A 22,341-nucleotide genomic window follows, 5' to 3' on the forward strand; every position below is an offset into this window, starting at 1 on the left:
GACTCAAGGCTGAGGCGGAAAACGTTGGTTCTTCGCCAAAAAAATTGCCACCACGTTCACCGCGTGGTGGCAATTGAGCCTAGCTTTGTGCCTGGGCAGCCGCGCGGGCCTTATCCCGGGCCATGATTGGCGCGAGGTATTGGCCGGTGTAGCTTTCTGGCACCTTGGCGACTTGTTCCGGCGTCCCGGTAGTGATGACGGTCCCACCGGCATCGCCGCCTTCTGGCCCAAGGTCGATCACCCAGTCGGCGGTTTTAATCACGTCGAGGTTGTGCTCGATGACCAAGACGGTGTTGCCGTCATCAACCAGCCGCTGCAAGACGCCGAGCAGTCGGCGAATGTCATCGGTGTGCAAGCCGGTGGTCGGCTCGTCAAGGATGTAGAAGTTCTTCCCAGTGGAAATCTTCTGCAACTCGCTGGCCAGCTTCATGCGCTGCGCCTCGCCACCGCTTAGCGTGGTGGCGCTTTGGCCCATGGTGACATAGCCGAGGCCGACGTCGACGATGGTTTGCAGCTTGCGGGCAATCTTAGGAATTGGGGCGAAGAACTTCACGGCTTCTTGCACGGTCATGTCGAGCACTTCGGCGATGTTCTTGCCCTTGTACGTCACTTCCAGCGTTTCGGAGTTGTAGCGCGTGCCATGGCAAACCTCACACGGGACGTAGACATCCGGCAAAAAGTTCATCTCGATCTTGATGATGCCGTCGCCTTTGCAGTTTTCGCAGCGTCCGCCCTTGACGTTAAACGAGAAGCGGCCTTGCGAATACCCGCGCAGCTTGGCTTCTTGCGTCTGGGCAAACAGCGCGCGAATGTCGTTGAAAACGCCGGTGTAAGTCGCCGGGTTACTGCGCGGTGTGCGCCCGATTGGACTTTGGTCAATATCGATGAGCTTTTCGATATTTTCCCAGCCGAGAATCTTTGTGTACTTGCCGGGCTTGGTGGAATTATGGTAAAGCTTTTGCGCCAGCGCGCGCTTTAAAATCGAATTGACCAGCGTCGACTTCCCGGAACCGGACACGCCGGTCACGGCGATAAACTTCCCCAACGGAAAATCGACGGTAATTTTTTTCAAATTATTTTCGGCGGCGCCTTGAATCTCGATGCGCTTGCCATTTCCCTTGCGTCGTTCGGTCGGCACGGGGATAAACTTCTTGCCGGCTAAATATTGGCCGGTAAGCGACTTGTGCGAGCGCATCACCTGCTTGGGCGTGCCGGCTGCCATGATTTCGCCGCCGAGGTCGCCGGCGCCGGGACCGACGTCGACGATGTAATCGCTGGCCAGCATCGTGTCCTCATCGTGCTCGACGACAACCAAGGTGTTGCCCAGGTCGCGCATTTTTTTCAGCGAGGTGATCAAGCGATCGTTGTCGCGTTGGTGCAGGCCAATCGACGGCTCGTCCAGAATGTACAAGACCCCACTGAGGTTCGAGCCAATTTGCGTCGCTAGGCGAATTCGCTGCGCCTCGCCGCCGGATAAGGTGCCGGCGCTGCGACTCAGAGTGAGGTAATCGAGGCCGACGTTTTCCAGGAAGGTCAACCGGTCGACGACTTCCTTGAGGATCGGCTTGGCAATCACCTGCTCGCTTTCGCTCATCGTCACGCCTTGGAAAAATGGCAAGGCGTGCTTGATGGACAAGTCAGTGGCTTCGGCGATATCTTGACCTGCCACCTTGACGGCCAAGGCCTGACGATTCAGCCGCTTGCCGTGGCACACCGGGCAGGTCAGCTCGGTCATGTACTGGCGCATCGAATCAGACCCGAAGGCAAAATTGTTGTTGGCGTTGTAGCGGCGCCAAACGTTGTTGACCACGCCTTCAAACGGAGCCTCAACATCCTTATGCGGGCCAAATTCACCTTCGCTGCGAAAATGGAAGGTCTTACCGTCGCTGCCGTTTAACACCAGGTCCTGCTGGCGCTGGGTCAACTTGTTGAAGGGCTTATCCATCGGAATCTTGAACGCCGCACAAAACTGCGCCAGCATCGACGGGTAATACTTCGACGTGGCGCTGGCCCATGGCGCCAAGGCTCCTTCGGCCAGCGTTTTGCTCCGATCCGGCACGACCAAGTCGACGTCGACGGTGAGCTTCACGCCTAAGCCGTCGCATTCGGGGCAAGCCCCAAACGGCGCGTTGAAGGAAAACAGCCGCGGCTCGAGGACGCCAATGGTGAAGCCGCAAATCGGGCAGGCAAAATGCTCGGAGAAAATCAGCGGCTCGCCGCCGATCACGTCGGCCGTGGCGTAGCCTTCGGACAACCGCAAGGCGGCTTCAAAAGAGTCGAACAGCCGCGAGCGGACTTCAGGTTTCACCACGATGCGGTCAATCACGATGTCGATGTCGTGGAACTTATTCTTGTCCAGCTCCACGTCGGCAGAGGCATCCATCACTTCGCCGTCGACGCGCATGCGGACGTAGCCTTCCCGCACGATTTTCTCGAGGACCTTTTTGTGACTGCCCTTCTTGTGGCGCACAATTGGGCTGAGAATCTGCAGCCGGGTTTGGTCGGGCAACTGCTGGACCCGGTCGACCATTTGCTCAACACTTTGGCTGACGATTGGCGTGCCGTCGTTGGGACAAATCGGATGGCCGATCCGCGCCCACAACAGGCGCAAGTAGTCGTTGATTTCCGTCACCGTGCCCACGGTACTCCGCGGGTTCTTCGACGTCGTTTTTTGATCGATTGAAATCGCCGGCGACAACCCGTCGATGCTGTCGACGTCGGGCTTGTCCATTTGGCCCAAAAACTGACGCGCATAGGCGGACAGACTTTCGACATAGCGCCGCTGCCCTTCGGCGTACAGCGTGTCAAAGGCCAGGCTGGACTTGCCGGAGCCAGACAGCCCGGTCATCACCACCAGCTTGTTGCGTGGAATGGAGACGTCGACGTTTTTTAAGTTATGGGCGCGAGCGCCGTGAATCACAATTTTATCATTTGCCATGCATTAACTCTCCGCTTGTAGTTCTAGAATGGTGTCGCGCAAGGTGGCGGCTTGCTCGAAGTCGAGCTTCTTGGCCGCGGCTTGCATTTGGCCCTCAAGGTTCTCGATTAACTGCTTGCGCTCCGCCTTGGTCATATCGTGCAGATCGACTTCGGCAAAACTGCGCTTGGCGTCGGGATTGTCGGCGTCGGTAGTGTCGAGCATCGAAATCGCGTCGCGCACCGGTTTGATGATTGTCTTCGGGGTAATGTGGTGCTTTTTGTTAAACGCCATTTGGATGTCGCGCCGGCGCTGGGTTTCGCTGATCGCCTCGTGCATCGAGTCGGTAATGTGGTCGGCGTACATGATGACCTTACCGTGCTCGTTTCGGCTGGCCCGGCCGATGGTTTGAATCAAACTCCGCGTGGCGCGCAGGAAGCCTTCCTTGTCCGCATCGAGAATCGCAATCAGGGACACCTCGGGGACATCGATGCCTTCCCGCAGCAAGTTAATGCCGACAAGCACGTCGAATTTGCCAAGCCGCAAGTCGCGAATAATCTCGGTGCGCTCCAAGGTTTTGATGTCGCTGTGCAGATACTTGACCTTGATGCCTTCGTCTTTGAGGTAGTCGGTGAGGTCCTCGGCCATTTTCTTGGTCAAGGTGGTGATGAAGACGCGCTCGTGCTTCTCAACGCGCAGGTTGATCTCGCTGACCAGGTCATCGATTTGGCCCATGATCGGGCGCACCTCGATTTCTGGGTCCAGCAAGCCAGTCGGCCGAATGATTTGCTCGGCGACGTCTTCCTTCGGTACGCGATCCAGTTCATACGGCCCCGGGGTGGCAGAAACATAAAGAATCTGGTTGACGTGCTGCTCGAATTCATGCAGCATCAGCGGGCGGTTGTCCAAGGCGCTCGGCAACCGGAACCCGTAATCGACCAGCGTCTGCTTCCGCGCGCGGTCACCGTTATACATCCCCCGCACCTGCGGCATAGTGACGTGGCTTTCGTCGACCATGATCATGAAGTCCTTCGGGAAGAAGTCCAGCAGAGTAAACGGTGGCTCGCCGGGTTTGCGGCCGTCCATGTGGCGGGAATAGTTTTCAATCCCGTTGGTGTAGCCCATTTCCCGCAACATCTCGATGTCGTAGGTCGTACGCTGCTCGAGGCGCTGAGCCTCCAACAACTTGCCTTCGCCGCGCAGCTCCTTGAGCCGCTCGTCCAGCTCCTCACTGATGCCTTCAATCCCGCGTTCCATCGCGTCATCGTTGGTCATGAAGTGGGTGGCCGGGAAAATCGACACGTGTTGGCGCGTCCCGACGACCTCGCCGGTTAAGGCGTCGACTTCGGTGATGCGATCGATTTCGTCGCCGAAAAACTCGACGCGAATCGCGTGGTCATCGCGCGATGCCGGGAAAATTTCCACGACGTCGCCGCGCACCCGAAAGCGCCCGCGCTGAAAGTCGATGTCGTTGCGGTCGAATTGAATGTCGACCAGCTGGCGCAACAAGGTGTTGCGGTCAATTTCCATGCCTTGGCGCAGCGACAGCGTGTGGTCCCGATACTCCGTTGGCGAGCCTAAGCCGAAAATAGAGGACACGGAAGCGACGACAATCACGTCGTTGCGTTCCAGCAATGCGCTGGTCGCACTGTGCCGCAGCTTATCGATTTCGTCGTTGATCGCCGAGTCCTTTTCGATGTAAGTATCGCTACTCGGGACATAGGCCTCGGGCTGATAATAATCGTAATAAGACACGAAGTATTCCACGGCGTTGTGCGGGAAGAACTCCTTGAACTCACCATACAACTGGCCGGCTAGCGTCTTGTTGTGGGAGAGAATTAAGGTCGGCTTGCCGACGTTTTTAATGACGTTACTCATTGTAAAGGTCTTCCCGGTCCCAGTTGCCCCGAGCAAGATCTGTTCTTTTTTCCCGGCCAAGAAGCCCTTGGTCAACTTGTCGATGGCCTGAGGCTGATCGCCCGCCGGTTGGTACGGCGAAACCAGGTCAAACGGCCGGTCTGGCATGCGTTCGATCATGCGCGTTCCTCCAATCTCTGCGTCCTTCGGTGGCGCTGGCGTCCCGAATTTTGCGCTGAAAAAAAGTTGGCCCAGCGGTCCAACTTTTGATTACGTTACTTATTATATCACGGCGAACAAACTTTCGCACCTGTGCGTTCAAGCCTTCATGATGCTGCGGGTGAGCTTGGTCAACATGTCGCGATCGGCAAATTCTTCGTTCAACATATCCGGCAAAATCTCATCGAGAAAATAGCGCACGCACGGCCGCGATTCAAAGGACATGATCACGCTCAGGCTTTCCGTGTAGATATCCACGAAGACGCGCTCCGGATTGCCCTTTTCGATTTCGCCGAAGGATTCGTACAGCAAGTCCACTTTGTCGGCGACGCTGAGAATCTCGCCTTCCAACGTATCGTCCTTACCTTCCGACAGGCGCCGGCGATAAATCGCCTGGTACTCTTCGGGAATTTCGTTTTGGATGAAGTTCTCCGTCATCGACTCTTCCACGTCGGCTAACATTGAGCGCAACGCCGGCGTCGCGTATTTCACCGGCGTCTTGATGTCGCCGATGAAGCGCTCGGTGTAGTCGTGGTTCAGCGCCTTTTCGTACAGCCGCTGCCAATCAACCTCGTTGCCGGCGTGTTCCTCGATGTCCCCTAACATTTGCGCAATCTCTGCCACCTTGAAGCTATGGGCTGCCACCGTATGCTCGGCGTACTTGAAGAATCCTGGTGCGCGCCGCAGTGTCTCTAAGTTGCTCAGTCCCTCAATAAATTGGTGCATGCCCATGAATGATTGGCCTCCCTGCCTAAAATTGTCACAATGTTAGCACGCCGCCCGAAGCCACGCAAGGCTTCATGAGGGAGAAATGAGAAGCGAGCACAAAAAAGACTGGCAGAGGCCATGTGCAACCTCTGCCAGTCTTCCTTATGCTTCTTGACGAAACGCATCTAACGCGGCTTCAAACCCGGCTAGCTTATCTTGGGCCGCCGCATCGGTGTCGGCGCTGGTGCCCACGTAAAACTTCACCTTGGGCTCGGTGCCGGAAGGCCGAATCGCGATCCAGGTGCCATCGGTCAAAACGTACTTCAACACGTCAGACACCGGCATGTCGATGGGCTCGCTGGTGCCATCCGCCTTGATGCGTAACTGCGTCTTGTAGTCTTGCGTCTCGGCGATGGTCACACCCATGAAGCCGGTTGGCGCCTCAGCGCGAAACTTGGTCATCAATGCCGCCATTTCCTTTGGCCCGTCGACGCCAGGAAAATCGACGCCGATGGTTTTTTCGGCATAATAGCCATACTTGGCGTACAGCGCCTGAATGCCGTCCCATAACGTCATGTTTTGGGACTTGTAGTAGGCGGCAACTTCGGCCAGCAACACGGTGGACTGAATCGCATCCTTGTCGCGCACGAACGGTTTAATGAGGTAGCCATAGCTTTCCTCAAACCCAAACAAGAACTCGTGCTCACCGGTTTCCTCGTAGTGCTTGATCTGATCGCCGATGAACTTGAAGCCGGTTTCGACGTTGATCATGGCGACGCCATAATCCTCAGCGATTGCCGTGGCCAACTCGGTGGACACGATGGACTTCACCACCGCCCCGTTGGCAGGCAGCGTGCCGGCTTGTTTGCGCGCCTCTAAAATGTAGTGCAACAGTAGCGACGCGATTTGGTTGCCGGTCAGCAACTGGTACTCGGAGCCGGTCCACACGGCGGTGCCGAGCCGGTCGGCATCGGGGTCGGTGGCAATCAGCACATCGGCGTGGGCTTCCTTGCCCAGCGCGATGGCCATGTCGAAGGCCTGCGGAAATTCGGGATTGGGAAACGGCACCGTAGGAAATTCGGGATCGGCGATGCCTTGCTCGGGCACGAGCTGAAATTTCTCAAATCCGGCGTTGCGCAACACCATTTGCGCCGGAATGCGCCCGGTACCGTGCAGCGGTGTGTAAATCAGCCGCATGTCTTTGCCAAAGTTATGCACGAGCTGCGGGTCGATGGTGACCGTTGCCACCTGCGCGTAATAGGCCTCGTCGACGTCTTCGCCGATGATTGCCATCAGCTCGCGATCGCGCAACTGCCGGGTAGTCAGCGTCTTGATGTGGAAAATGTCAGCCACCGAGCGCACAAACTTGGTGATCATGTCCGAGGCTTCCGGCGGCATTTGTCCGCCATCCGGGCCATAAATCTTGTAACCATTATATTGCTTCGGATTGTGACTCGCCGTGATCATGATCCCAGCCGTCGCGTGCAAGTGCCGCACGGCAAAAGACAACTCCGGCGTCGGGCGCAAGCTGTCGAAGACGAAGCTGCGAATATCATGCGCCCCAAGCACCGCGGCAGATTCATAGGCGAATTCTTGGCTCATGTACCGCGAGTCATAGCTGATCGCGACACCGGCGTGCTTAGCCTCGACGCTTAGCGTATCGATGTACCGCGCCAGCCCCTCGGTGGCTTGGCGCACGGTGAATACGTTCATCCGGCCTATCCCCGCTCCCAGCACGCCGCGCATGCCGGCGGTGCCGAAACTCATCGGCGCCGCAAAGGCTTCCTCCATCGTCGCTTGATCTGTGGCCATATCGGCGAGTTCATACTTCATTGCAGTCGGCAGGCTCGGTTCGGCTAGCCAGGCGGCAAAGTTTTCCTGAAATGTCATGTCCCTGCTCCCATCTCGCGCAATGCGCGGTTTGTCTGCTCCATTGTACAATAGAATGCGCGAAGCTGCCGAGTGCTTGCCGCGCAATTTGCGCATGCTGACGCGGTGACCTGGTGCGGCCTGAAGCAAAAAGCTAAGGCCCGCCGCGCAAATCTGCGCAAACTTCGGCAAGTCCCCACCCCGGCACCTCCGTTATGCCACAAGTCCTAGATTTTTGCCAATGATAAGTCGCGCCCACGAAAAAACCGCCAACTCACAGTGAGTCGACGGTTCAATGATACGACCGACTATTTTGCCTGAGCAATGGCGGCATTCACATCGGCTGCCGAATCGGCAATCAACGCGACGCGACTGGCGATGACCTTAGTGTCCATCGCAATTTCGCGACCGAGGCCCGGCACGTCTTGCTTCGGCGCGAAGAAGGCTTTGAACTCAGCCAAGCGCGCGGGGGTACGGAAGACACCCGCAATCACGGTGATGTAGGTGGTGAATTCCATGTCGCCACCGAGTTTCTCTTCGAGCCAATCCCAGTTGGTGCGGAACCAATCCCACGCCAGCTGCTCGCCGGCCGGATTGGCCAAGACGCCACGGAACCAGGCGCGCAGATCCTGCGGCTTGATCACAGCGGCGTGCTGGAACTCTCCGACCAATTGCTGCAAAAAGTTGGCGTCACGGGTACCAGTCACGGCATAGCGCAACGCATTTTTGTAGCTGGCGTCAGCCGTCGTTTGGTAATCCTGCAAAAGTTGTGCACTTAACGCGGCGCTGCCATAGTGCCGCACCTCGTTGCGCAACACATCTGGGCGAATCGCCGCTGGCAGGCTAGCGAGTTGATTGGCATTCGCGGTGAATAAGTCGTGCGCAGCGGCAATGGCGTCGGCATCCTCGGCGTACATAGCCGCACCGATAATCGTCGGCCGCATTAATTCATCGTCTGCAGGTTCGCCGGCCTTAGCGGTCCAGCCTAACCGAGCCAACTGAGGCGCGCTGAGACGGCCGGTGAAGGCCTTCAGTGCCGCTTCTTCAGGCGAGCCCGGCGTTACGAACTTGCGTAAGGCAGCCGCAGCGGTGTATAACTCATCGCCCACCACTTCGGCCGTGCTGCTGGCAAAGCGACCCAACAATGGCACGATGGCCGCATAGGATTGCCGGCCACTTTCGGCCAATAGCCGCGCATCCTGCAGCAATTGCCGTTGGCTAATCGGATCCAAGGCATCGGCTTGCGCCATGATCTCTGCCAACAAGGTGTCGTCATATTGCACGATAAAGTGCGAGTCGTTGCCGACGTTCAGTCGTAGCGGCTCCCCTGCCGCCGCGCGCAAGGCCTGATAATCGCCCAATGTTGCGCTTCGCGTATTGAAAATCTGTGGGGCTGCCGCAAAGTTAGCATTCAACGGAATCTGCCACAGCCGGTCTTGGTCTTGACCATCGCCGATGAAGAATTGACGCTGGCTGATGGTCAGCTGGCCAGCCTGCACCGCCAACGTCACCACCGGATAGCCAGGTTGTTCGAGCCAGGATTGCATGATGGCGCCGACATCCAAACCGGACGCGGCCCCCAAAGCGGCCCACAAGTCTGCCCCAGTGGCGTTGCCGTATTGATGCGCGGCAAAGTACTGTTGCAGGCCCTGCCGCAACGCATCGTCGCCGATCAAGGCGCGGACCATCACCAACATCCGGGCCCCTTTGGCGTAAACGATGGCACTGTCGAAAATCGAATCGATTTCCGCCGGATTTTCCACGGCAACGTGCACGGACTGCACGCCATCGGTGGCGTCACGCTGCAAGGCGGCTGGGGCTTCGCTTTCTTGGAACAATTCCCAGATGTGCCAGTCCGGCTGCAAGGCGTCGACGGCCACATATTCCATCATGTTGGCAAAACTTTCGTTGAGCCACAAATCGTCCCACCACTTCATGGTGACGAGATCGCCGAACCACTGGTGGGCCAGCTCGTGGGTAATCACCGTGGCCACCTGCATCTTCATGTCTAAGGCGGTGTTGGCCGGGTCAAGCGTCAGGTAGGCCTCGCGGTAAGTCACCAACCCCCAGTTTTCCATCGCCCCGGCAGAAAAGTCAGGCAACGCCAACTGGTAAGAATGTGGCAATGGATACGGGGTGTTGTAGAAGTCCTCGTAGAACTCGATGGCGCGCTTGGCGATGTCCAAGGCAAAATCGAGCTCGTTGGCTTGGTGAGCCTTGGTGGCAAACACGCCGATTTCCACACCGCTCTTGGTGTGCGTCAGCTTCTTTTGCATCTCGCCAAAGGCAAAGGCCACCAGGTAGGTGGACATGCGCTTGGTTGTGGCAAAGTGATGCACGCCGTTGTCGTTACGAATTTCTGGCATGTTGGCGATGATGGTTTCGCCGGGATGCTCGTCGAACTTGATGGCCAGATCAAAGGTTGCCTTGGCCTCGGGCTCGTCGACGCCGGGAAAGGCCTGGCGCGCGGCAGTGGTTTCAAATTGGGTGCCGATGAGCTGCTTTTGCTCGCCATTCACCGTGTAATACGATGGGTAAATCCCCATCATCGTATCGGTAAGTGGCGCCGTGTAGGTAATGGTCAAGGTGACGTCTCCGGCGCTTGGCAGCGTCACCGTCAGCGCCTCGCGGGCATCATCCAGCGTAAACGGCACGGCCTGGTCGGCCACCGTCACCGCATTGATGGTCAAAAACTTGCGGTGAATGTCGATGGTCGCCTGACTCGCGTGCCCGGTGATCGTTGTGCGGCCAGTGATGGTCTTGGCCCCGCGGTCGATATCGAGGAACAAGTCGTAATGGGCCGGCTGGAACGCTTCGTAAAAATGGGAAATAGTCGCCATGATTGCCTCCAAAATAATTAGAATGCTTTCATTATACGCTCATCTCGCCCCAAAACGCGATAGAAAAAACCACGGCAGCTGCGCTACCGTGGCGTGGTGATCACAATCGTTAACCGGGCAATCAGCGGGTCGAGGACGGCCAAGTCCACCTTTCCCGCCGTCGCGTCAAGCTTCACGCTACGCGCCGCCGGCAATGCCCCCGTGCCCAGAAAAGCGGATTCGAATAAGTCGACTGCCGTACAAAACTGTGGGTATGCCGTGTCGCCAGTGCCACATACCGCAAACCGCAACCGCGGCAACTCGAGATCCTGGAGTTCTTCATAAAATGCCAAGGCCTCTTCCGGCAATTCGTTGTCATTGGTATACGACGTCACAATGGCAATATCGACGTCTGCTAAGCTGGCCGCCGCGGTTTGACTCATCTCACTGGCCGTGACCGACGCGCCTACCGCCGAAAGTTTTTCTTTCAAGTAATTGGCGACATGCTGATTGGTCCCGGTTAAACTCGCATAAACGATCTTGATCTTCGTCATGATGTGCCTCCCCGTTTCCCCTCTATTTAACCGCTGAACCGAGGCGAGGACAAGTAAAACCCGGACCGAATCGGCCCGGGTTTTGGGATTAAGCTTCTACTGGCTTTTGCACCGGAAGGCTTTGGATATAATCAAAGACGCTTTGGCCGGCTTGCCCGCCTTCGCCAACTGCCGTGGTGATTTGGCGTAGCTTCTTGGCGCGGACGTCGCCGATGGCAAAGATGCCAGGGACCTTGGTGGCCATCGTCTCATCGGTTGGAATCCAACCACCATCGTCGAGAATCCCAACATCGTGGAAACTTTCGGTCAGTGGGGTAATGCCGACGTAGATGAACACGCCACTGGCTGGCAACGTGTGAGTTTCGCCGGAAATCTTGTCCTTGTACACCACGCCCGTGACCTTCATATCGTCACCGACAATTTCTTCGGTTTGTGCGTTCCAGACGAACTCGATCTTGTCGTTAGCGAATGCGCGGTCCTGCAAAATCTTTTGCGCGCGCAATTGATCGCGGCGGTGAACGATCGTCACCTTGCTAGCGAGGTTGGCCAGGTAGATGCCTTCCTCGATGGCAGAGTCACCGCCACCCACGACGACGACTTCACGGTTCTTGAAAAAGGCGCCGTCGCACACTGCGCAGTAGGACACGCCGCGACCGCCATATTCTTCCTCGCCCGGGATACCGAGCTTGCGGTGATCCGCACCGGTAGCCACAATGACGGCCTTCGCCGTATATGTGCCTTCGTCAGTGTCGACGATGCGCTTTGTGCCGTCCAGGCGAATGCCGGTCACGTTGGCATAGGCGTACTCGGCACCGAATTGGGTGGCGCCGTCGTACATTTGCTGCCCTAATTCGGGTCCCATGATCGACTTAAAGCCAGGGTAGTTCTCAATGGCCGCGGTGTTGTTCATTTGGCCGCCATAGATCCCGCGGTCCAGCATCAACACGGACAGGTTCGACCGGCTGGCATACAGCGCTGCGGTCATCCCGCCAGGGCCGGCCCCGATCACGATGACATCATATTCTTTTGCCATGGGCAACACACTCCTTATCTGTTACTAAATGTAAGTATAGGCGTCTTGGCCGCTGGTTGCAACCCTACCCGCGAAAATCAAATTCAGGCTTACCCGCGCGAGTCATCAACTCGCCGATCACGTCTTTAATCGGGGCTTGTTCGTACAGGACCTGATAAATAGCTTCTGAAATTGGCATATCGACTTCGAGTTCCTCAGCCAATTCGTGAACCACCTTGGCCGTCGAATAGCCTTCGACCACCATGCCCATGTTGGCAAGCACGTCAGCCACTGGTTGGCCTTGGCCTAAAGCATTGCCGGCCCGCCAGTTGCGGCTATGCACCGAGGTACACGTGACGATGAGGTCTCCGACACCGGACAAGCCGATAAACGTCATCGGCTCGGCGCCGAGAATCACCCCTAACCGCGTGATTTCAGCGAGTCCCCGCGTCATCAAAGCGGCCTTCGTGTTGTCGCCGTAGCCCAGGCCATGCAACGCGCCGGCACCGATGGCAATCACGTTTTTCAACGCGGCGCCGAGTTCAACGCCGACGACATCGGTGTTGGTGTACAGGCGGAAGTAATCGTTCATGAAGATGTGTTGAATCGCTTTAGCCGCCGCCAAGCTGGTCGACGCGGCGGTCAGCGTGGTGATGTCCTTGGTCGCGACATCTTCGGCGTGACTTGGACCAGAAATCACGACGATGCCGGAATGTAGCGCCGGTGCAAGTACTGAGGCGAGCACCTCAGACACGCGCAAGCGGCTACCGCGCTCCAACCCCTTGGCCGCATGCGCGATGATTGGCCGCGTGCCGCTCGCCGCAAGTATCGGCGCAACTTGTTCAGCCACGGGGCGAATCGCATTGGTCGGCACCACGAATAAAATGACATCGGTGTCCGCAATCGCCGCCTCGAGGTCGGTAGTCGCCTGCAACTCGCTGTGCAAGGTGAAGTCTGGCAAATAGTGTTGGTTGGTGTGATGGTCGTTGATTTCCGGAATTTGTTCAGGATTATGCGTCCACAGCCGCACCGTGTGGCCATTTTCAACCAGCAAGTTGGCTAACACCGTGCCCCATGAGCCAGCGCCTAACACCGCAATTGTTTTCGTCAAAGTCTTCCTCCTCAGGGTTACTGCTTTGTTACGTCAGGTAGCGCGCTGCCGTCCAGGTACCAGGGGGCGTTCCCCCGCCGGCGCCGCACGACCCAAATCACGGCCGCACCGACAAACAAGATAATGGATAACAGTTGCGAGACGCGCAACCCCGGCATCAGGTACAAACTGTCGGTGCGCATGCCTTCCACGAAGAAGCGGCCAAAGCTGTACCACATCACATAACTCAAGACGACCTCACCTTGCTTGAACCAGCCTTGATGGTGGCGCACGCTCATCAACAGGACAAAACCGACGAGGTTCCATGTCGATTCATACAAGAACGTCGGCTGGCGAAACGCCCCGCTGATGTTCATCTGCTGAATGATGAATTCTGGCAGGTGCAACCCGCGCAGGTAGGCCAGCGTGGTTTTCGCCCCGTAAGCCTCTTGGTTCATAAAGTTGCCCCAGCGGCCGATTGCTTGCGCCAGCATCACCGTCGGCGCGGCGATATCGAGAATCAGCCAAGGCTCCAGCCACTTGACGCGGCAATAAATCAAAAACACGATAACCGACGCGATAAGCGCACCGTAAATCGCGATGCCGCCGTGCCAAATGGCGATGATCTCGCCAGGGTGCTTGGCGTAATATGGCCACTCAAAAGCGACGTAGTACAGCCGCGCGCCGATTAAGGCAAACGGCAACGCCCACAACACGAGGTTCAAGATGTGATCGTCGTTCACGCCACGCGCCCGGGCCTCGCGCATGGCTAGCCACACGGCAATGAGCACGGCGCTGGCGATGATGATGCCATACCAGTGCACCTCGATCCCGCCGAGGGCAAAAGCGATTGGATTTAACGCTGCTAACACGGCTACTCCTCCGAATTCTGTTCAATCAAGTTATTCAGGTTCTTCTCGAAGGTCTGCGTCGCGTCGTAACCCAGCGATTTCGCCCGGAAGTTCATGGTCGCCACTTCGATGATCGACGCCAAGTTGCGGCCGACCTTAACCGGAATGATGATCTTTGGTACGGCGACGTCAAAAATCTGTTGCGACTGTTGGCCGGAGCCGAGGCGATCAAACTGCTTGTCCGGCGTCCAGTTTTCGAGGTGCACAATCAAGTCAACGTTGGCATCCGCGCGCACGGCGCCGACGCCGAAGAGGTCCATGACGTCGATGATGCCTAGCCCACGAATTTCCAGCAGGTGAGAAAGAATCTTCGGCGCCTCGCCGACAATGGTTTGCTCGTCTTGCTGGTAAACGTCGACGCGGTCGTCCGCAACCAGCCGGTGTCCACGCTGAATTAGCTCCAAGGCCGTTTCTGATTTACCGACCCCGGAATCACCGGTGATCATCACGCCCAGGCCGTAGATTTCCATCAATACGCCATGCATGCTTTGGCGCTCGGCTAGCTGGGCATCGAGGTACTCGGTGATCAGGCTGGATAGCCGCGTGGTCGGCAGCTTCGAGGTCAGCACCGGCACGTGTGCCGTAGTGCCCGCCTCAACCATTTCCGGCAGCGGTGCGATGCCTCGCGAGACCAAAAATGCTGGGGTGTCCTCGGTGGCCATTCGCCGAAAAATAACCAGTCGTTCAGCGTCGCTCATGTTCTGGGCAAAGGCGCTTTCCGTCCGGCCAAACAGCTGCACGCGTTCGTGTGGATAGTAGTTAAAATACCCCGTTAGCTCCAAACCGGGCCGCGAAATATCGCTGACCACGATCTTGCGCTCAGTCAGGTACTCGGCCCCGCTCACTACGGTTAACTTTGCGGCGTCCACTAATTGTTTTACGGAAACACTATCCGCCATCGGCTCCACCCGTCCTTTTTGTCATTAGTCCCATTCTATCATCACCGGCGCAGGGTGAACAGGCCAGCTCACGCAAAGCAAAAAGCGACCCACCTTCGAGTGAGTCGCCACCGAACAAGATTACTTCCTGGAATCGGCGAACAGCATGTTCACCACGCTGATGATCAACGCCAATACCAGCATATCGCCGAAGCCGCCAAAGGCAAAGCCGCCGACGAACTGCGTCATCAGGCTCAACATCAAGCCGTTAATGACCAAGAGGAACAAGCCGAGCGTTAAAATCGTGAGCGGCAAGGTCAGCAACTTGAATACCGGCCGCACGAGGGCGTTCAACACACCGAGGACCAGCGCACCAATCACCGCGGCTTGCCAGCTGGCAATCGCCAAATGGGCGGGAAACAATGCGGCGTACAAGAGAAATACCGCGGTGGTCAACACCACTTTACGCAGAAACCGCACTAGAAATCACTCCAATCGTCGTGATCGTGATGCGTTTCTTCCTTCACGTGGCGTGCTTCTTTGCGTTCATGGAGGCTATCCTGCCAGTCGGTGTGCGGCCGTGGATGCGGTGGTGTCCGCCGCCCGGAAAAGCCGCGCACGAGCTGCCAAATCACCACAATGACAATGATCGGCAACAACAGGTGGATCAAGCCAAACATAATCATCATGACGGCCATGATCACGAGGCCGACAATTAAACAAATGAGTGGAATCACGAGAAATGGCATGGTGGTTCTCCTTTACTCGGGGTCGACGTCCTTGAGCTGAATCGTGCCGCTGGTCGTCGCCACGTTAATCACGCCGCTACCGGTGCCGGGGCGATCCAGGCTGAGGTGCTTATGGTCTTTTTCGCTGGTCACGCCGGTCATGCGGCTCTTGACGCTACCAAAGCGCGTCTTGGCTTCGCCGCTCACGGCTACCGATGCCGGCAACGCAACTTTCACGTTACCGTTGACGGAACTGGCCGTCAAGGTTTGAAAATCGCTCAGCAACGTTGTGCGAATCGTGCCGTTGACCGTTTGCAAGTCCAGCGTTTGCGGCGTCGCGTTGACCTTGATGTCGCCGTTCACCGTGTGCAACAACAAATCGTGAATGTTGCCGCCGGTAACCTTGATCGAGCCGTTAACGCCTTCGGTTTCCAGCATCGTGGCGGTCAAGCCGGTCACGGTGAGCTCACCATTGGTACTCTTGACGTAGAAATCCTTGCCACTGACGTCGGTGAAGGTGACACTGCCGTTCAGCAGGCGGGCGGACAGGTGGTCATACTCACGCTTCGGCAGGTAAATGGTTAAATCGGCCTGCACGCGGCGATTAGGCACCTGGAACACAAAGTGCGCGTCGTTGACTTCGATGTGGCTACGCGCTTCAAAAGCGGTCAGCGGCGTGGCTTCGGGCATTTTGCCGAACAACTTGATGTTCGCGTCTACCTTGAAGCCAGGCTGGTCCCAGCTGGCAAAAGTAACGTCGCCGTTTGCGACCTTGACGTCGATGATGGTGGCGGCGCCGTCAAACTCAAACGTGTGACTAAACTTCTCGGTCGCCACCCCGGGTACGCGGACGGTAACATCCTTCCAGTCGATGTTATCCATCACCGTGTCGACGGTTTGCTTGACGATGCTGCCGACTTGGCTGGCAGCATCGCCGACGGTTTTGCCGAGGTCATTCAGCGTCCCCTTTGCGGAATTTTGCCAGTCTTCGCCAAACACCGAGCTGAATCCGGACTTGGTGAGCCGGCGGCGCTGGCGCTGTAAATCGGCCAATTCATCCTTGAGTTTGCCTTGTTGCGCGGTTAGCTCCTCTTGGCGGGCTGCCAGTGTCTGGTTCTCCCGCTTGAGTTGGCCGCGTTCTTCGTATTTCTCGGCGCTTAGCGTGTCGAGGTCCTCCATCGTGTCCAAGACGATGATTTGCTCGTCGTTGGCCGCGATTTGATGCGCGATTTGGCTCAGTTGGGCGTTTACCGCGTCCAGCGAGCCGGACGCCGTGGCGATGCGCGTGTTCAGTTCAGTTAAAGCCGCATCTGCGTCGTGATCGGGCTGCTGCTCGGCGTCATCATCGGAGTCGGCGTCAGTTGGACTCACGGCAGGCGCAGCCGGTTTGCTACTGCCATCGGTGTTGGCCTTGGCCAGATTTTCTAATAGCACCAAGGCCTCTTCGCTGGTCAAGACGCCTTGCTTTACGAGGTCGAGAATGCGTTCACGTTCATTCATTTTGTTTACCTCCAAACGGAATCACCTTTCGTATGAGTCTAGTATGCCTGCATTCGCATGGCTAGGCATGGGTCCAAGGGTTGATTTTCACCTCGGGCGCAGGGACCCGACTGGGCAACAAAAAAACCGCCGCGCCTGCGCGCAGCGGTGCACCTTAGAAATCGTCTTCCTTGGCGTTGGAATTCAGCTCCAGCAACTTGCCGGTCTTCAGGTACAAAATCCATTCGCAGATGTTGGTCACGTAATCGCCGATGCGTTCCAGATAGGACGAGACCAACATGTAATCCATCGCCCCGACGATGGTGTCGGAGTCGGCCCGCATGCGGTCGATGCACAAGTGGTAAATGTCGTCGGAAAACTGGTTGATGCCGTGGTCTTCTTCGGCAATTTGCCGGGCGCGCACGGCATCGGACTGCACGTAGGCGTCGAGCACCTCATTGACCATTTGCTCGACGGCGCTGGCCATGTCGGCGATTTTCGCCTCGATTTCTGGTACGCGGGTCTCGCCCTTCACCCGAATCGTGGACTTGGCGATGGACACCGCGTGGTCGCCCATACGCTCCAAGTCGCTGCTGGCCTTCATCACCGTGACGATGATACGCAAGTCGGTCGTCACCGGCTGCTGTAGCGCGATGAGCTCGAAGCTGCGATTTTCCAGGTCGACCTCGCGCTTGTTGATGTGTTTGTCGTCTGCGATGACGGCGCGGGCCGCGTCTTTGTCGTGGTTGACAAAGGCCCGCACTGACTTAAAAATCGCCTCGTTGGCCATCATGCCCATCTCTGAGAAGCGCACGTGCAAGTCGTTGAGCTCGTCTGAAAATAACCGCCGCATGGGGTTCCTCCTTCTACCTAGCCGAACCGGCCGGTAATGTAATCTTCGGTTTCTTTTTCCGCTGGATTCAAAAAAATCTGCTTCGTTGGTGCCGCCTCGACCAGCCGGCCTTGCAAGAAGAAGGCCGTTTTGTCGGAAATCCGCGACGCCTGGTGCATGTTATGCGTCACTAAAATTATCGTATAGTCGTGCCGCAAAGCCAAGAGCATGTTTTCAATTTGACTACTGGAAATCGGATCCAAGGCGCTGGTCGGCTCGTCCATCAAGATGACTTCCGGCTTCACCGCCAACACCCGGCCAATCACCACGCGCTGCTGCTGGCCACCGGACAACGACAGCGCAGATTCGTGGAGCTTGTCCTTGACCTCATCCCAAATTGCTGCCTGTTGCAGGCTGGTTTCCACCGCTTCATCGAGCACGGCGCGGTCCTTCACCCCAGCGAGGCGCAAGCCGTAAACCACGTTTTCATAGATTGAAAACGGAAACGGATTGGGCTGCTGGAACACCATTCCCACACTTTTGCGCAGCTGCACAACATCTTGGCTAGGTGCGTAGATGTCTTGGCCGCGCAAGCGAATGTCCCCTTCCACCCGCGCCGTGGGAATTAAGTCGTTCATGCGGTTCAAGCACCGCAGATAAGTCGACTTGCCGCAGCCGCTGGGGCCAATCAAGGCGGTGATTTCGTGCTCGGCAAAATCGAGGTTAATCCCGTGCAACGCCTCGAAGTCCCCGTAATGGAGCTTCACGTTCTCGCTAGTGATGACTTTTGTCTTGGCCATGGTTGGGCTCCTTTGCTGGGCCTAGCCGAAGTGCCCCGACACGTAATCGTCGGTGGCTTTGATCTTCGGCCGGGTGAAAATCTTGCGCGTTTCGTCGTATTCCAGCGCCTTGCCGCCATAGAAAAAAGCGGTATAGTCGCTGATTCGCGCGGCTTGTTGCATGTTATGCGTGACGATGATGATCGTGTATTGATCCTTCAGGGCCAACAGGGTGTCCTCAACCGTCGAGGTCGAAATCGGATCCAAGGCGCTGGCCGGCTCATCCATCAATAACACATCGGGCTTCATGGCGATGGCCCGGGCGATGCACAACCGCTGTTGCTGACCGCCGGACAACGCCAGACCACTTTGGTGCAAGTCGTCTTTGACTTGATCCCACAAGGCCGCTTGCTTCAGACTGGTTTCCACCAATTCGTCCAGCACGGCCTTGCGGTGCTCGCCAAAGCGGCGCGGCGCGAAGGTGATGTTATCGTAAATCGACTTGGCGAAGGGATTGGGCCGCTGGAACACCATGCCGATGTGTTTGCGCATTTCGTACACGTCGACGTTTTTAGCGTTGATGTCGATGTCGCGGTACATGATTTGACCGGTGACTCGCGAACCTTCGATGTTGTCGTTCATGCGGTTGAGGCTCCGCAGGAAAGTCGACTTGCCCGACCCCGACGCACCGATGAGTGCCGTGATCTTGTAGCGTTCAAACGGCAACGAGACATCGTGAATGGCTTCCTTGTCGCCGTAAAACACGCGAATGTTTTTCGTGTCGATGGCAATCTCTTCAGTTGCCGGATCGAAGTCGCGGATGTAAATGTCATCAAGCGAATAATTTTGCATGTCGACTCCTTTGCTTACGCCGCGGTGACTTTGCGGTAAATCCGGTTGCCTAACCAGCGCGCCAACAGGTTGAAGGCGAGCACCGCGATGATGAGCACGGCGCTGGCGCCGGCGGACACCGCCGCCGCGTCGGGCTGAATGCCCTCGGAATTAATCTTCCAGATGTGCACGGCCAGCGTTTCGGCCGGGCGGAAAATGTTTAACGGGCTGGCCACATGCAGCGGGTTCCAGTCGCCAAAGTTTAACGCCGGCGCACTTTGGCCAGCCGTGTAAATTAACGCCGCGGCTTCGCCGAAGACGCGCCCGGCGCCGAGGATCATCCCGGTAATGATGCCGGGCAGCGCCGACGGAATGACGATGTGCGTCACCGTTTCCCACCGCGACAGCCCGAGCGCCAAGCCGGCTTCGCGCTGGTCAAAGCTCACTGAGCGCAAGGCGTCTTCGACGTTGCGCGTCAACAGTGGCAGGTTGAACATCGTCAGCGCTAACGCCCCTGAGAGAATCGAGAAGCCGAATTGAAACTGCAACACGAAGACAAGAAACCCGAACAACCCAACGACCACCGAGGGCAGTGAGCTGAGAATTTCAATGGCGGTCCTGACCACGTCGGTGAGCCAGTTGTTGCGGGCGTATTCGGCCAGATAGATGCCAGCGCCTAGCGACAGTGGCACGGAAATCAGCATGGCCAGCAGCAACAGGTAAAACGAGTTGAACAATTGAATGCCAATCCCGCCGCCGGCTTCAAAAGACTTCGCCGGGCTGGTGAGAAAATGCCAGGAAATATGCGGCAAGCCTTGCCACAAAATGTAGCCGAGAAGACTGGCGAGGATGATGATAATCAAACCCGCTACGGCGTAAAGCACGCCGGTCATGAGCTTATCTGCGCGTTTGGCGTCCATTACTTCATCTCCCCTTTCTTGCCGATCCAGCGAATGACCAGGTTAAAGGCCAAGGACATCAGGAGTAACAGCAGTGCCAGCGACCACAAGGCGTTATTTTCCAGCGACCCCATAACAGTGTTGCCAATGCCGGAGGTCAATACGGAGGTTAACGTCGACGCCGGGCTCACCAGGTTTTGCGGCAGCAGGCTGGCGTTACCGATGACCATCTGGACGGCCAAGGCTTCCCCGAAGGCCCGCGCCATGCCGAAGACAACGCCGGTTAAAATCCCGGGCATCCCCGCGCGCAACACCACGCGGTAAATCGTTTGCCAGCGGGTGCCGCCAAGCGCCAGACTGGCTTCGCGGTAATGCCGCGGCACGGCCTTCAAGGCGTCCACGGCCATGCTGGTGACAGTCGGCAGAATCATGACGAACAGCACGAAGGTCCCGGCGAGAATCCCGAAGCCGGTGCCACCAAAGACGTGGCGAATCACTGGGACAACGACGCTCAACCCAATGAACCCATAAACGACGCTGGGGATGCCGACCAAGAGCTCAATCACCGGCTGTAGCACTTTACTCCCCCAGCGCGGGGAAATCTCGGTCATGAAAATCGCAGCGCCTACCGCGATTGGCGTGGCGACGATGGCGGACAGGAAGGTGACGCCGAAGCTGCCGACAATCATCGGCAAGGCCCCCACCTCGGGGTTGCCGTGCGCGTCTTTCACCGCCGGCGACCAGACGGATTTACTTAGAAAGTCCCAGAGGTTGATTTTATTTTCAAAGAAAGTGGCTAAACCGTGCCAGGCGACGAAGGCGAAAATCGCCACCACCACCAGCACGATCAAGGCGATGCACAGGAAGCTGATCAACTTACCGCGGCGCTCGAGTCTCGCCGAGCGAGACGGGTGTAACATTGCTTCTCGAATCGGATCCATTGGCTACCTCCGCGTGACTTTACCTGTGGCGTCTCGGTCGACTTGCATGCTGGTGATGGGAATGTAACCCATCTTCTGAACCAGCTTCCGCTGCGTTGCCGGGCGTTGAATGTACGCCAGGAAGCGCTTGGTCAAGCCAGTCGGTGGACCCTTGGTGTACATGTGCTCGTAGGACCAAATCGGCCAGGCGTTGCTGGCCACGTGCGCATCCGTCGGCGTTACCCCATCGAGCGCCACGGCCTTCACCGTGTCGTCGACATAGGAGAACGCCACATAGGAAATCGCGCCTGGCGTGCTGGCCACGATACTGCGCACCATCCCGGTTGAATCCTGCTCCTGAGCGGCCTTTGGTTGACGGCCCTTCAGCACCCATTGTTCAAACGTCGCGCGGGTCCCGGAGCCTTGCGCCCGGTTCACCAACACGATTGGCGCGTTCTTGCCACCAACTTCGCGCCAGTTTGTGATTTCACCGGTGAAAATTCGCCGCAGCTGGACCATCGTGAGATTCTTGACGCCGACCTTTGGGTTCACGATGGGCGTGATTCCCACCACCGCCACCCGGTGATCGACGAGTTTGTGGGCGCGAATGCCCGATTTTTGTTCAGCAAATAGATCCGAGTTGCCGATTTCCACGGCGCCTTCTTGGATCTGACTCAAGCCGGTGCCACTCCCGCCACCTTGGACGTTGATGAACACCCCGGTATGTTCAGTTTGGTACTGCTCCGCGGCGGCCTCGACCAGCGGCTGCAAGGCACTCGACCCCACCGCCGTAATCGACTCCCCGCCATCCGTGCTGCAGCCACCAAGCGCAAGCGCAAGTAGCCCCAACATGGCTAACAATGCCTTTTTCACAAACCGTCCTCCGTTCTCAAGCTACTAGCACAGTCTACCAATCCCATGTAAAAGTTGAGGCGTGAAAATGTAAAAGGAATGTAAATTCAAAGGGCGAGCCGCCGGTCCCGGACGCAGCGCAGGACTGAGGGCAAGTCAATGGCGTTTTTTGCCAATGACTTGTCCT

At 57.3% G+C, this 22,341-nt stretch carries 19 protein-coding genes; all 19 read right to left on the reverse strand.

All coding sequences use genetic code 11. The features are described 5' to 3' along the window. Positions 1 to 79: 79 nt before the first annotated feature. On the reverse strand, positions 80 to 2,938 hold the full coding sequence (gene uvrA, locus FD02_RS05440) for an excinuclease ABC subunit UvrA (RefSeq protein ID WP_056951048.1): 2,859 nt from the start codon (positions 2,936 to 2,938) through the stop codon (positions 80 to 82). Between the two features lie 3 nt (positions 2,939 to 2,941). Then, a complete protein-coding gene (gene uvrB / locus FD02_RS05445; RefSeq protein WP_056951050.1) occupies positions 2,942 to 4,954 on the reverse strand; it encodes an excinuclease ABC subunit UvrB in 2,013 nt (670 codons plus the stop codon). A 138-nt stretch (positions 4,955 to 5,092) separates the two neighbouring features. Then, positions 5,093 to 5,725 (reverse strand): HD domain-containing protein, encoded by a 633-nt coding sequence (locus FD02_RS05450; protein ID WP_054722155.1) that lies wholly within the window; start codon positions 5,723 to 5,725, stop codon positions 5,093 to 5,095. Positions 5,726 to 5,863: 138 nt separating this feature from the next. Beyond that, positions 5,864 to 7,534: a phospho-sugar mutase gene (locus FD02_RS05455; protein ID WP_420805081.1), complete on the reverse strand. Its 1,671-nt coding sequence runs from the start codon at positions 7,532 to 7,534 to the stop codon at positions 5,864 to 5,866. Between the two features lie 344 nt (positions 7,535 to 7,878). Next, complete coding sequence (locus FD02_RS05460; RefSeq protein WP_056951054.1) at positions 7,879 to 10,410, reverse strand: M1 family metallopeptidase; 2,532 nt, start codon at positions 10,408 to 10,410, stop codon at positions 7,879 to 7,881. A gap of 83 nt (positions 10,411 to 10,493) precedes the next feature. After that, positions 10,494 to 10,943 carry a flavodoxin domain-containing protein gene (locus FD02_RS05465; protein WP_054722153.1) on the reverse strand — a complete coding sequence of 150 codons (450 nt, stop codon included), beginning with the start codon at positions 10,941 to 10,943 and terminating at the stop codon, positions 10,494 to 10,496. A gap of 88 nt (positions 10,944 to 11,031) precedes the next feature. After that, a complete protein-coding gene (gene trxB / locus FD02_RS05470; RefSeq protein ID WP_054722151.1) occupies positions 11,032 to 11,976 on the reverse strand; it encodes a thioredoxin-disulfide reductase in 945 nt (314 codons plus the stop codon). A 64-nt stretch (positions 11,977 to 12,040) separates the two neighbouring features. Next, positions 12,041 to 13,066 carry an NAD(P)H-dependent glycerol-3-phosphate dehydrogenase gene (locus FD02_RS05475; RefSeq protein ID WP_054722149.1) on the reverse strand — a complete coding sequence of 342 codons (1,026 nt, stop codon included), beginning with the start codon at positions 13,064 to 13,066 and terminating at the stop codon, positions 12,041 to 12,043. 17 nt (positions 13,067 to 13,083) lie between these two features. After that, positions 13,084 to 13,917 carry a prolipoprotein diacylglyceryl transferase gene (gene lgt, locus FD02_RS05480; RefSeq protein WP_056951056.1) on the reverse strand — a complete coding sequence of 278 codons (834 nt, stop codon included), beginning with the start codon at positions 13,915 to 13,917 and terminating at the stop codon, positions 13,084 to 13,086. A gap of 2 nt (positions 13,918 to 13,919) precedes the next feature. Beyond that, on the reverse strand, positions 13,920 to 14,855 hold the full coding sequence (gene hprK / locus FD02_RS05485; RefSeq protein WP_054722147.1) for an HPr(Ser) kinase/phosphatase: 936 nt from the start codon (positions 14,853 to 14,855) through the stop codon (positions 13,920 to 13,922). 120 nt (positions 14,856 to 14,975) lie between these two features. Further along, the gene (locus FD02_RS05490; protein ID WP_054722145.1) at positions 14,976 to 15,314 is read right to left on the reverse strand and encodes a phage holin family protein; all 339 of its coding nucleotides are present in this window, start codon (positions 15,312 to 15,314) and stop codon (positions 14,976 to 14,978) included. After that, positions 15,314 to 15,583 (reverse strand): hypothetical protein, encoded by a 270-nt coding sequence (locus FD02_RS05495; protein ID WP_054722143.1) that lies wholly within the window; start codon positions 15,581 to 15,583, stop codon positions 15,314 to 15,316. The genes FD02_RS05490 and FD02_RS05495 overlap by 1 nt, the downstream gene beginning before the upstream one ends. Positions 15,584 to 15,595: 12 nt before the next feature. Continuing rightward, the gene (liaX, locus tag FD02_RS05500) at positions 15,596 to 17,062 is read right to left on the reverse strand and encodes a daptomycin-sensing surface protein LiaX (protein WP_054722141.1); all 1,467 of its coding nucleotides are present in this window, start codon (positions 17,060 to 17,062) and stop codon (positions 15,596 to 15,598) included. A gap of 154 nt (positions 17,063 to 17,216) precedes the next feature. After that, the gene (phoU, locus tag FD02_RS05505; RefSeq protein ID WP_056951058.1) at positions 17,217 to 17,894 is read right to left on the reverse strand and encodes a phosphate signaling complex protein PhoU; all 678 of its coding nucleotides are present in this window, start codon (positions 17,892 to 17,894) and stop codon (positions 17,217 to 17,219) included. A 17-nt stretch (positions 17,895 to 17,911) separates the two neighbouring features. Then, positions 17,912 to 18,673, reverse strand: a complete 762-nt coding sequence (gene pstB / locus FD02_RS05510) for a phosphate ABC transporter ATP-binding protein PstB (RefSeq protein WP_056951060.1) — start codon at positions 18,671 to 18,673, stop codon at positions 17,912 to 17,914. Between the two features lie 21 nt (positions 18,674 to 18,694). Beyond that, positions 18,695 to 19,504 carry a phosphate ABC transporter ATP-binding protein PstB gene (gene pstB / locus FD02_RS05515; RefSeq protein WP_056951062.1) on the reverse strand — a complete coding sequence of 270 codons (810 nt, stop codon included), beginning with the start codon at positions 19,502 to 19,504 and terminating at the stop codon, positions 18,695 to 18,697. A 14-nt stretch (positions 19,505 to 19,518) separates the two neighbouring features. Beyond that, on the reverse strand, positions 19,519 to 20,403 hold the full coding sequence (gene pstA, locus FD02_RS05520; protein ID WP_054722139.1) for a phosphate ABC transporter permease PstA: 885 nt from the start codon (positions 20,401 to 20,403) through the stop codon (positions 19,519 to 19,521). After that, positions 20,403 to 21,323 carry a phosphate ABC transporter permease subunit PstC gene (gene pstC / locus FD02_RS05525; protein WP_056951064.1) on the reverse strand — a complete coding sequence of 307 codons (921 nt, stop codon included), beginning with the start codon at positions 21,321 to 21,323 and terminating at the stop codon, positions 20,403 to 20,405. Before pstC ends, pstA begins: the two co-directional genes overlap by 1 nt. Positions 21,324 to 21,326: 3 nt before the next feature. After that, positions 21,327 to 22,154 carry a phosphate ABC transporter substrate-binding protein PstS family protein gene (locus FD02_RS05530; protein ID WP_156408254.1) on the reverse strand — a complete coding sequence of 276 codons (828 nt, stop codon included), beginning with the start codon at positions 22,152 to 22,154 and terminating at the stop codon, positions 21,327 to 21,329. Between the last annotated feature and the right edge of the window lie 187 nt (positions 22,155 to 22,341).

It is taken from the genome of Lacticaseibacillus nasuensis JCM 17158 (genome assembly GCF_001434705.1).
GTDB lineage: Bacteria > Bacillota > Bacilli > Lactobacillales > Lactobacillaceae > Lacticaseibacillus > Lacticaseibacillus nasuensis.

Coding starts and splice junctions, on each gene's coding strand:
- uvrA (WP_056951048.1), bottom strand. CDS start 2,938: ATGGCAAATGATAAAATTGTGATTCACGGCGCTCGCGCCCATAACTTA.
- uvrB (WP_056951050.1), bottom strand. CDS start 4,954: ATGATCGAACGCATGCCAGACCGGCCGTTTGACCTGGTTTCGCCGTAC.
- FD02_RS05450 (WP_054722155.1), bottom strand. CDS start 5,725: ATGGGCATGCACCAATTTATTGAGGGACTGAGCAACTTAGAGACACTG.
- FD02_RS05455 (WP_420805081.1), bottom strand. CDS start 7,534: ATGAAGTATGAACTCGCCGATATGGCCACAGATCAAGCGACGATGGAG.
- FD02_RS05460 (WP_056951054.1), bottom strand. CDS start 10,410: ATGGCGACTATTTCCCATTTTTACGAAGCGTTCCAGCCGGCCCATTAC.
- FD02_RS05465 (WP_054722153.1), bottom strand. CDS start 10,943: ATGACGAAGATCAAGATCGTTTATGCGAGTTTAACCGGGACCAATCAG.
- trxB (WP_054722151.1), bottom strand. CDS start 11,976: ATGGCAAAAGAATATGATGTCATCGTGATCGGGGCCGGCCCTGGCGGG.
- hprK (WP_054722147.1), bottom strand. CDS start 14,855: ATGGCGGATAGTGTTTCCGTAAAACAATTAGTGGACGCCGCAAAGTTA.
- FD02_RS05495 (WP_054722143.1), bottom strand. CDS start 15,583: ATGCCATTTCTCGTGATTCCACTCATTTGTTTAATTGTCGGCCTCGTG.
- liaX (WP_054722141.1), bottom strand. CDS start 17,062: ATGAATGAACGTGAACGCATTCTCGACCTCGTAAAGCAAGGCGTCTTG.
- phoU (WP_056951058.1), bottom strand. CDS start 17,894: ATGCGGCGGTTATTTTCAGACGAGCTCAACGACTTGCACGTGCGCTTC.
- pstB (WP_056951060.1), bottom strand. CDS start 18,673: ATGGCCAAGACAAAAGTCATCACTAGCGAGAACGTGAAGCTCCATTAC.
- pstB (WP_056951062.1), bottom strand. CDS start 19,504: ATGCAAAATTATTCGCTTGATGACATTTACATCCGCGACTTCGATCCG.
- pstA (WP_054722139.1), bottom strand. CDS start 20,403: ATGGACGCCAAACGCGCAGATAAGCTCATGACCGGCGTGCTTTACGCC.
- pstC (WP_056951064.1), bottom strand. CDS start 21,323: ATGGATCCGATTCGAGAAGCAATGTTACACCCGTCTCGCTCGGCGAGA.
- FD02_RS05530 (WP_156408254.1), bottom strand. CDS start 22,154: ATGTTGGGGCTACTTGCGCTTGCGCTTGGTGGCTGCAGCACGGATGGC.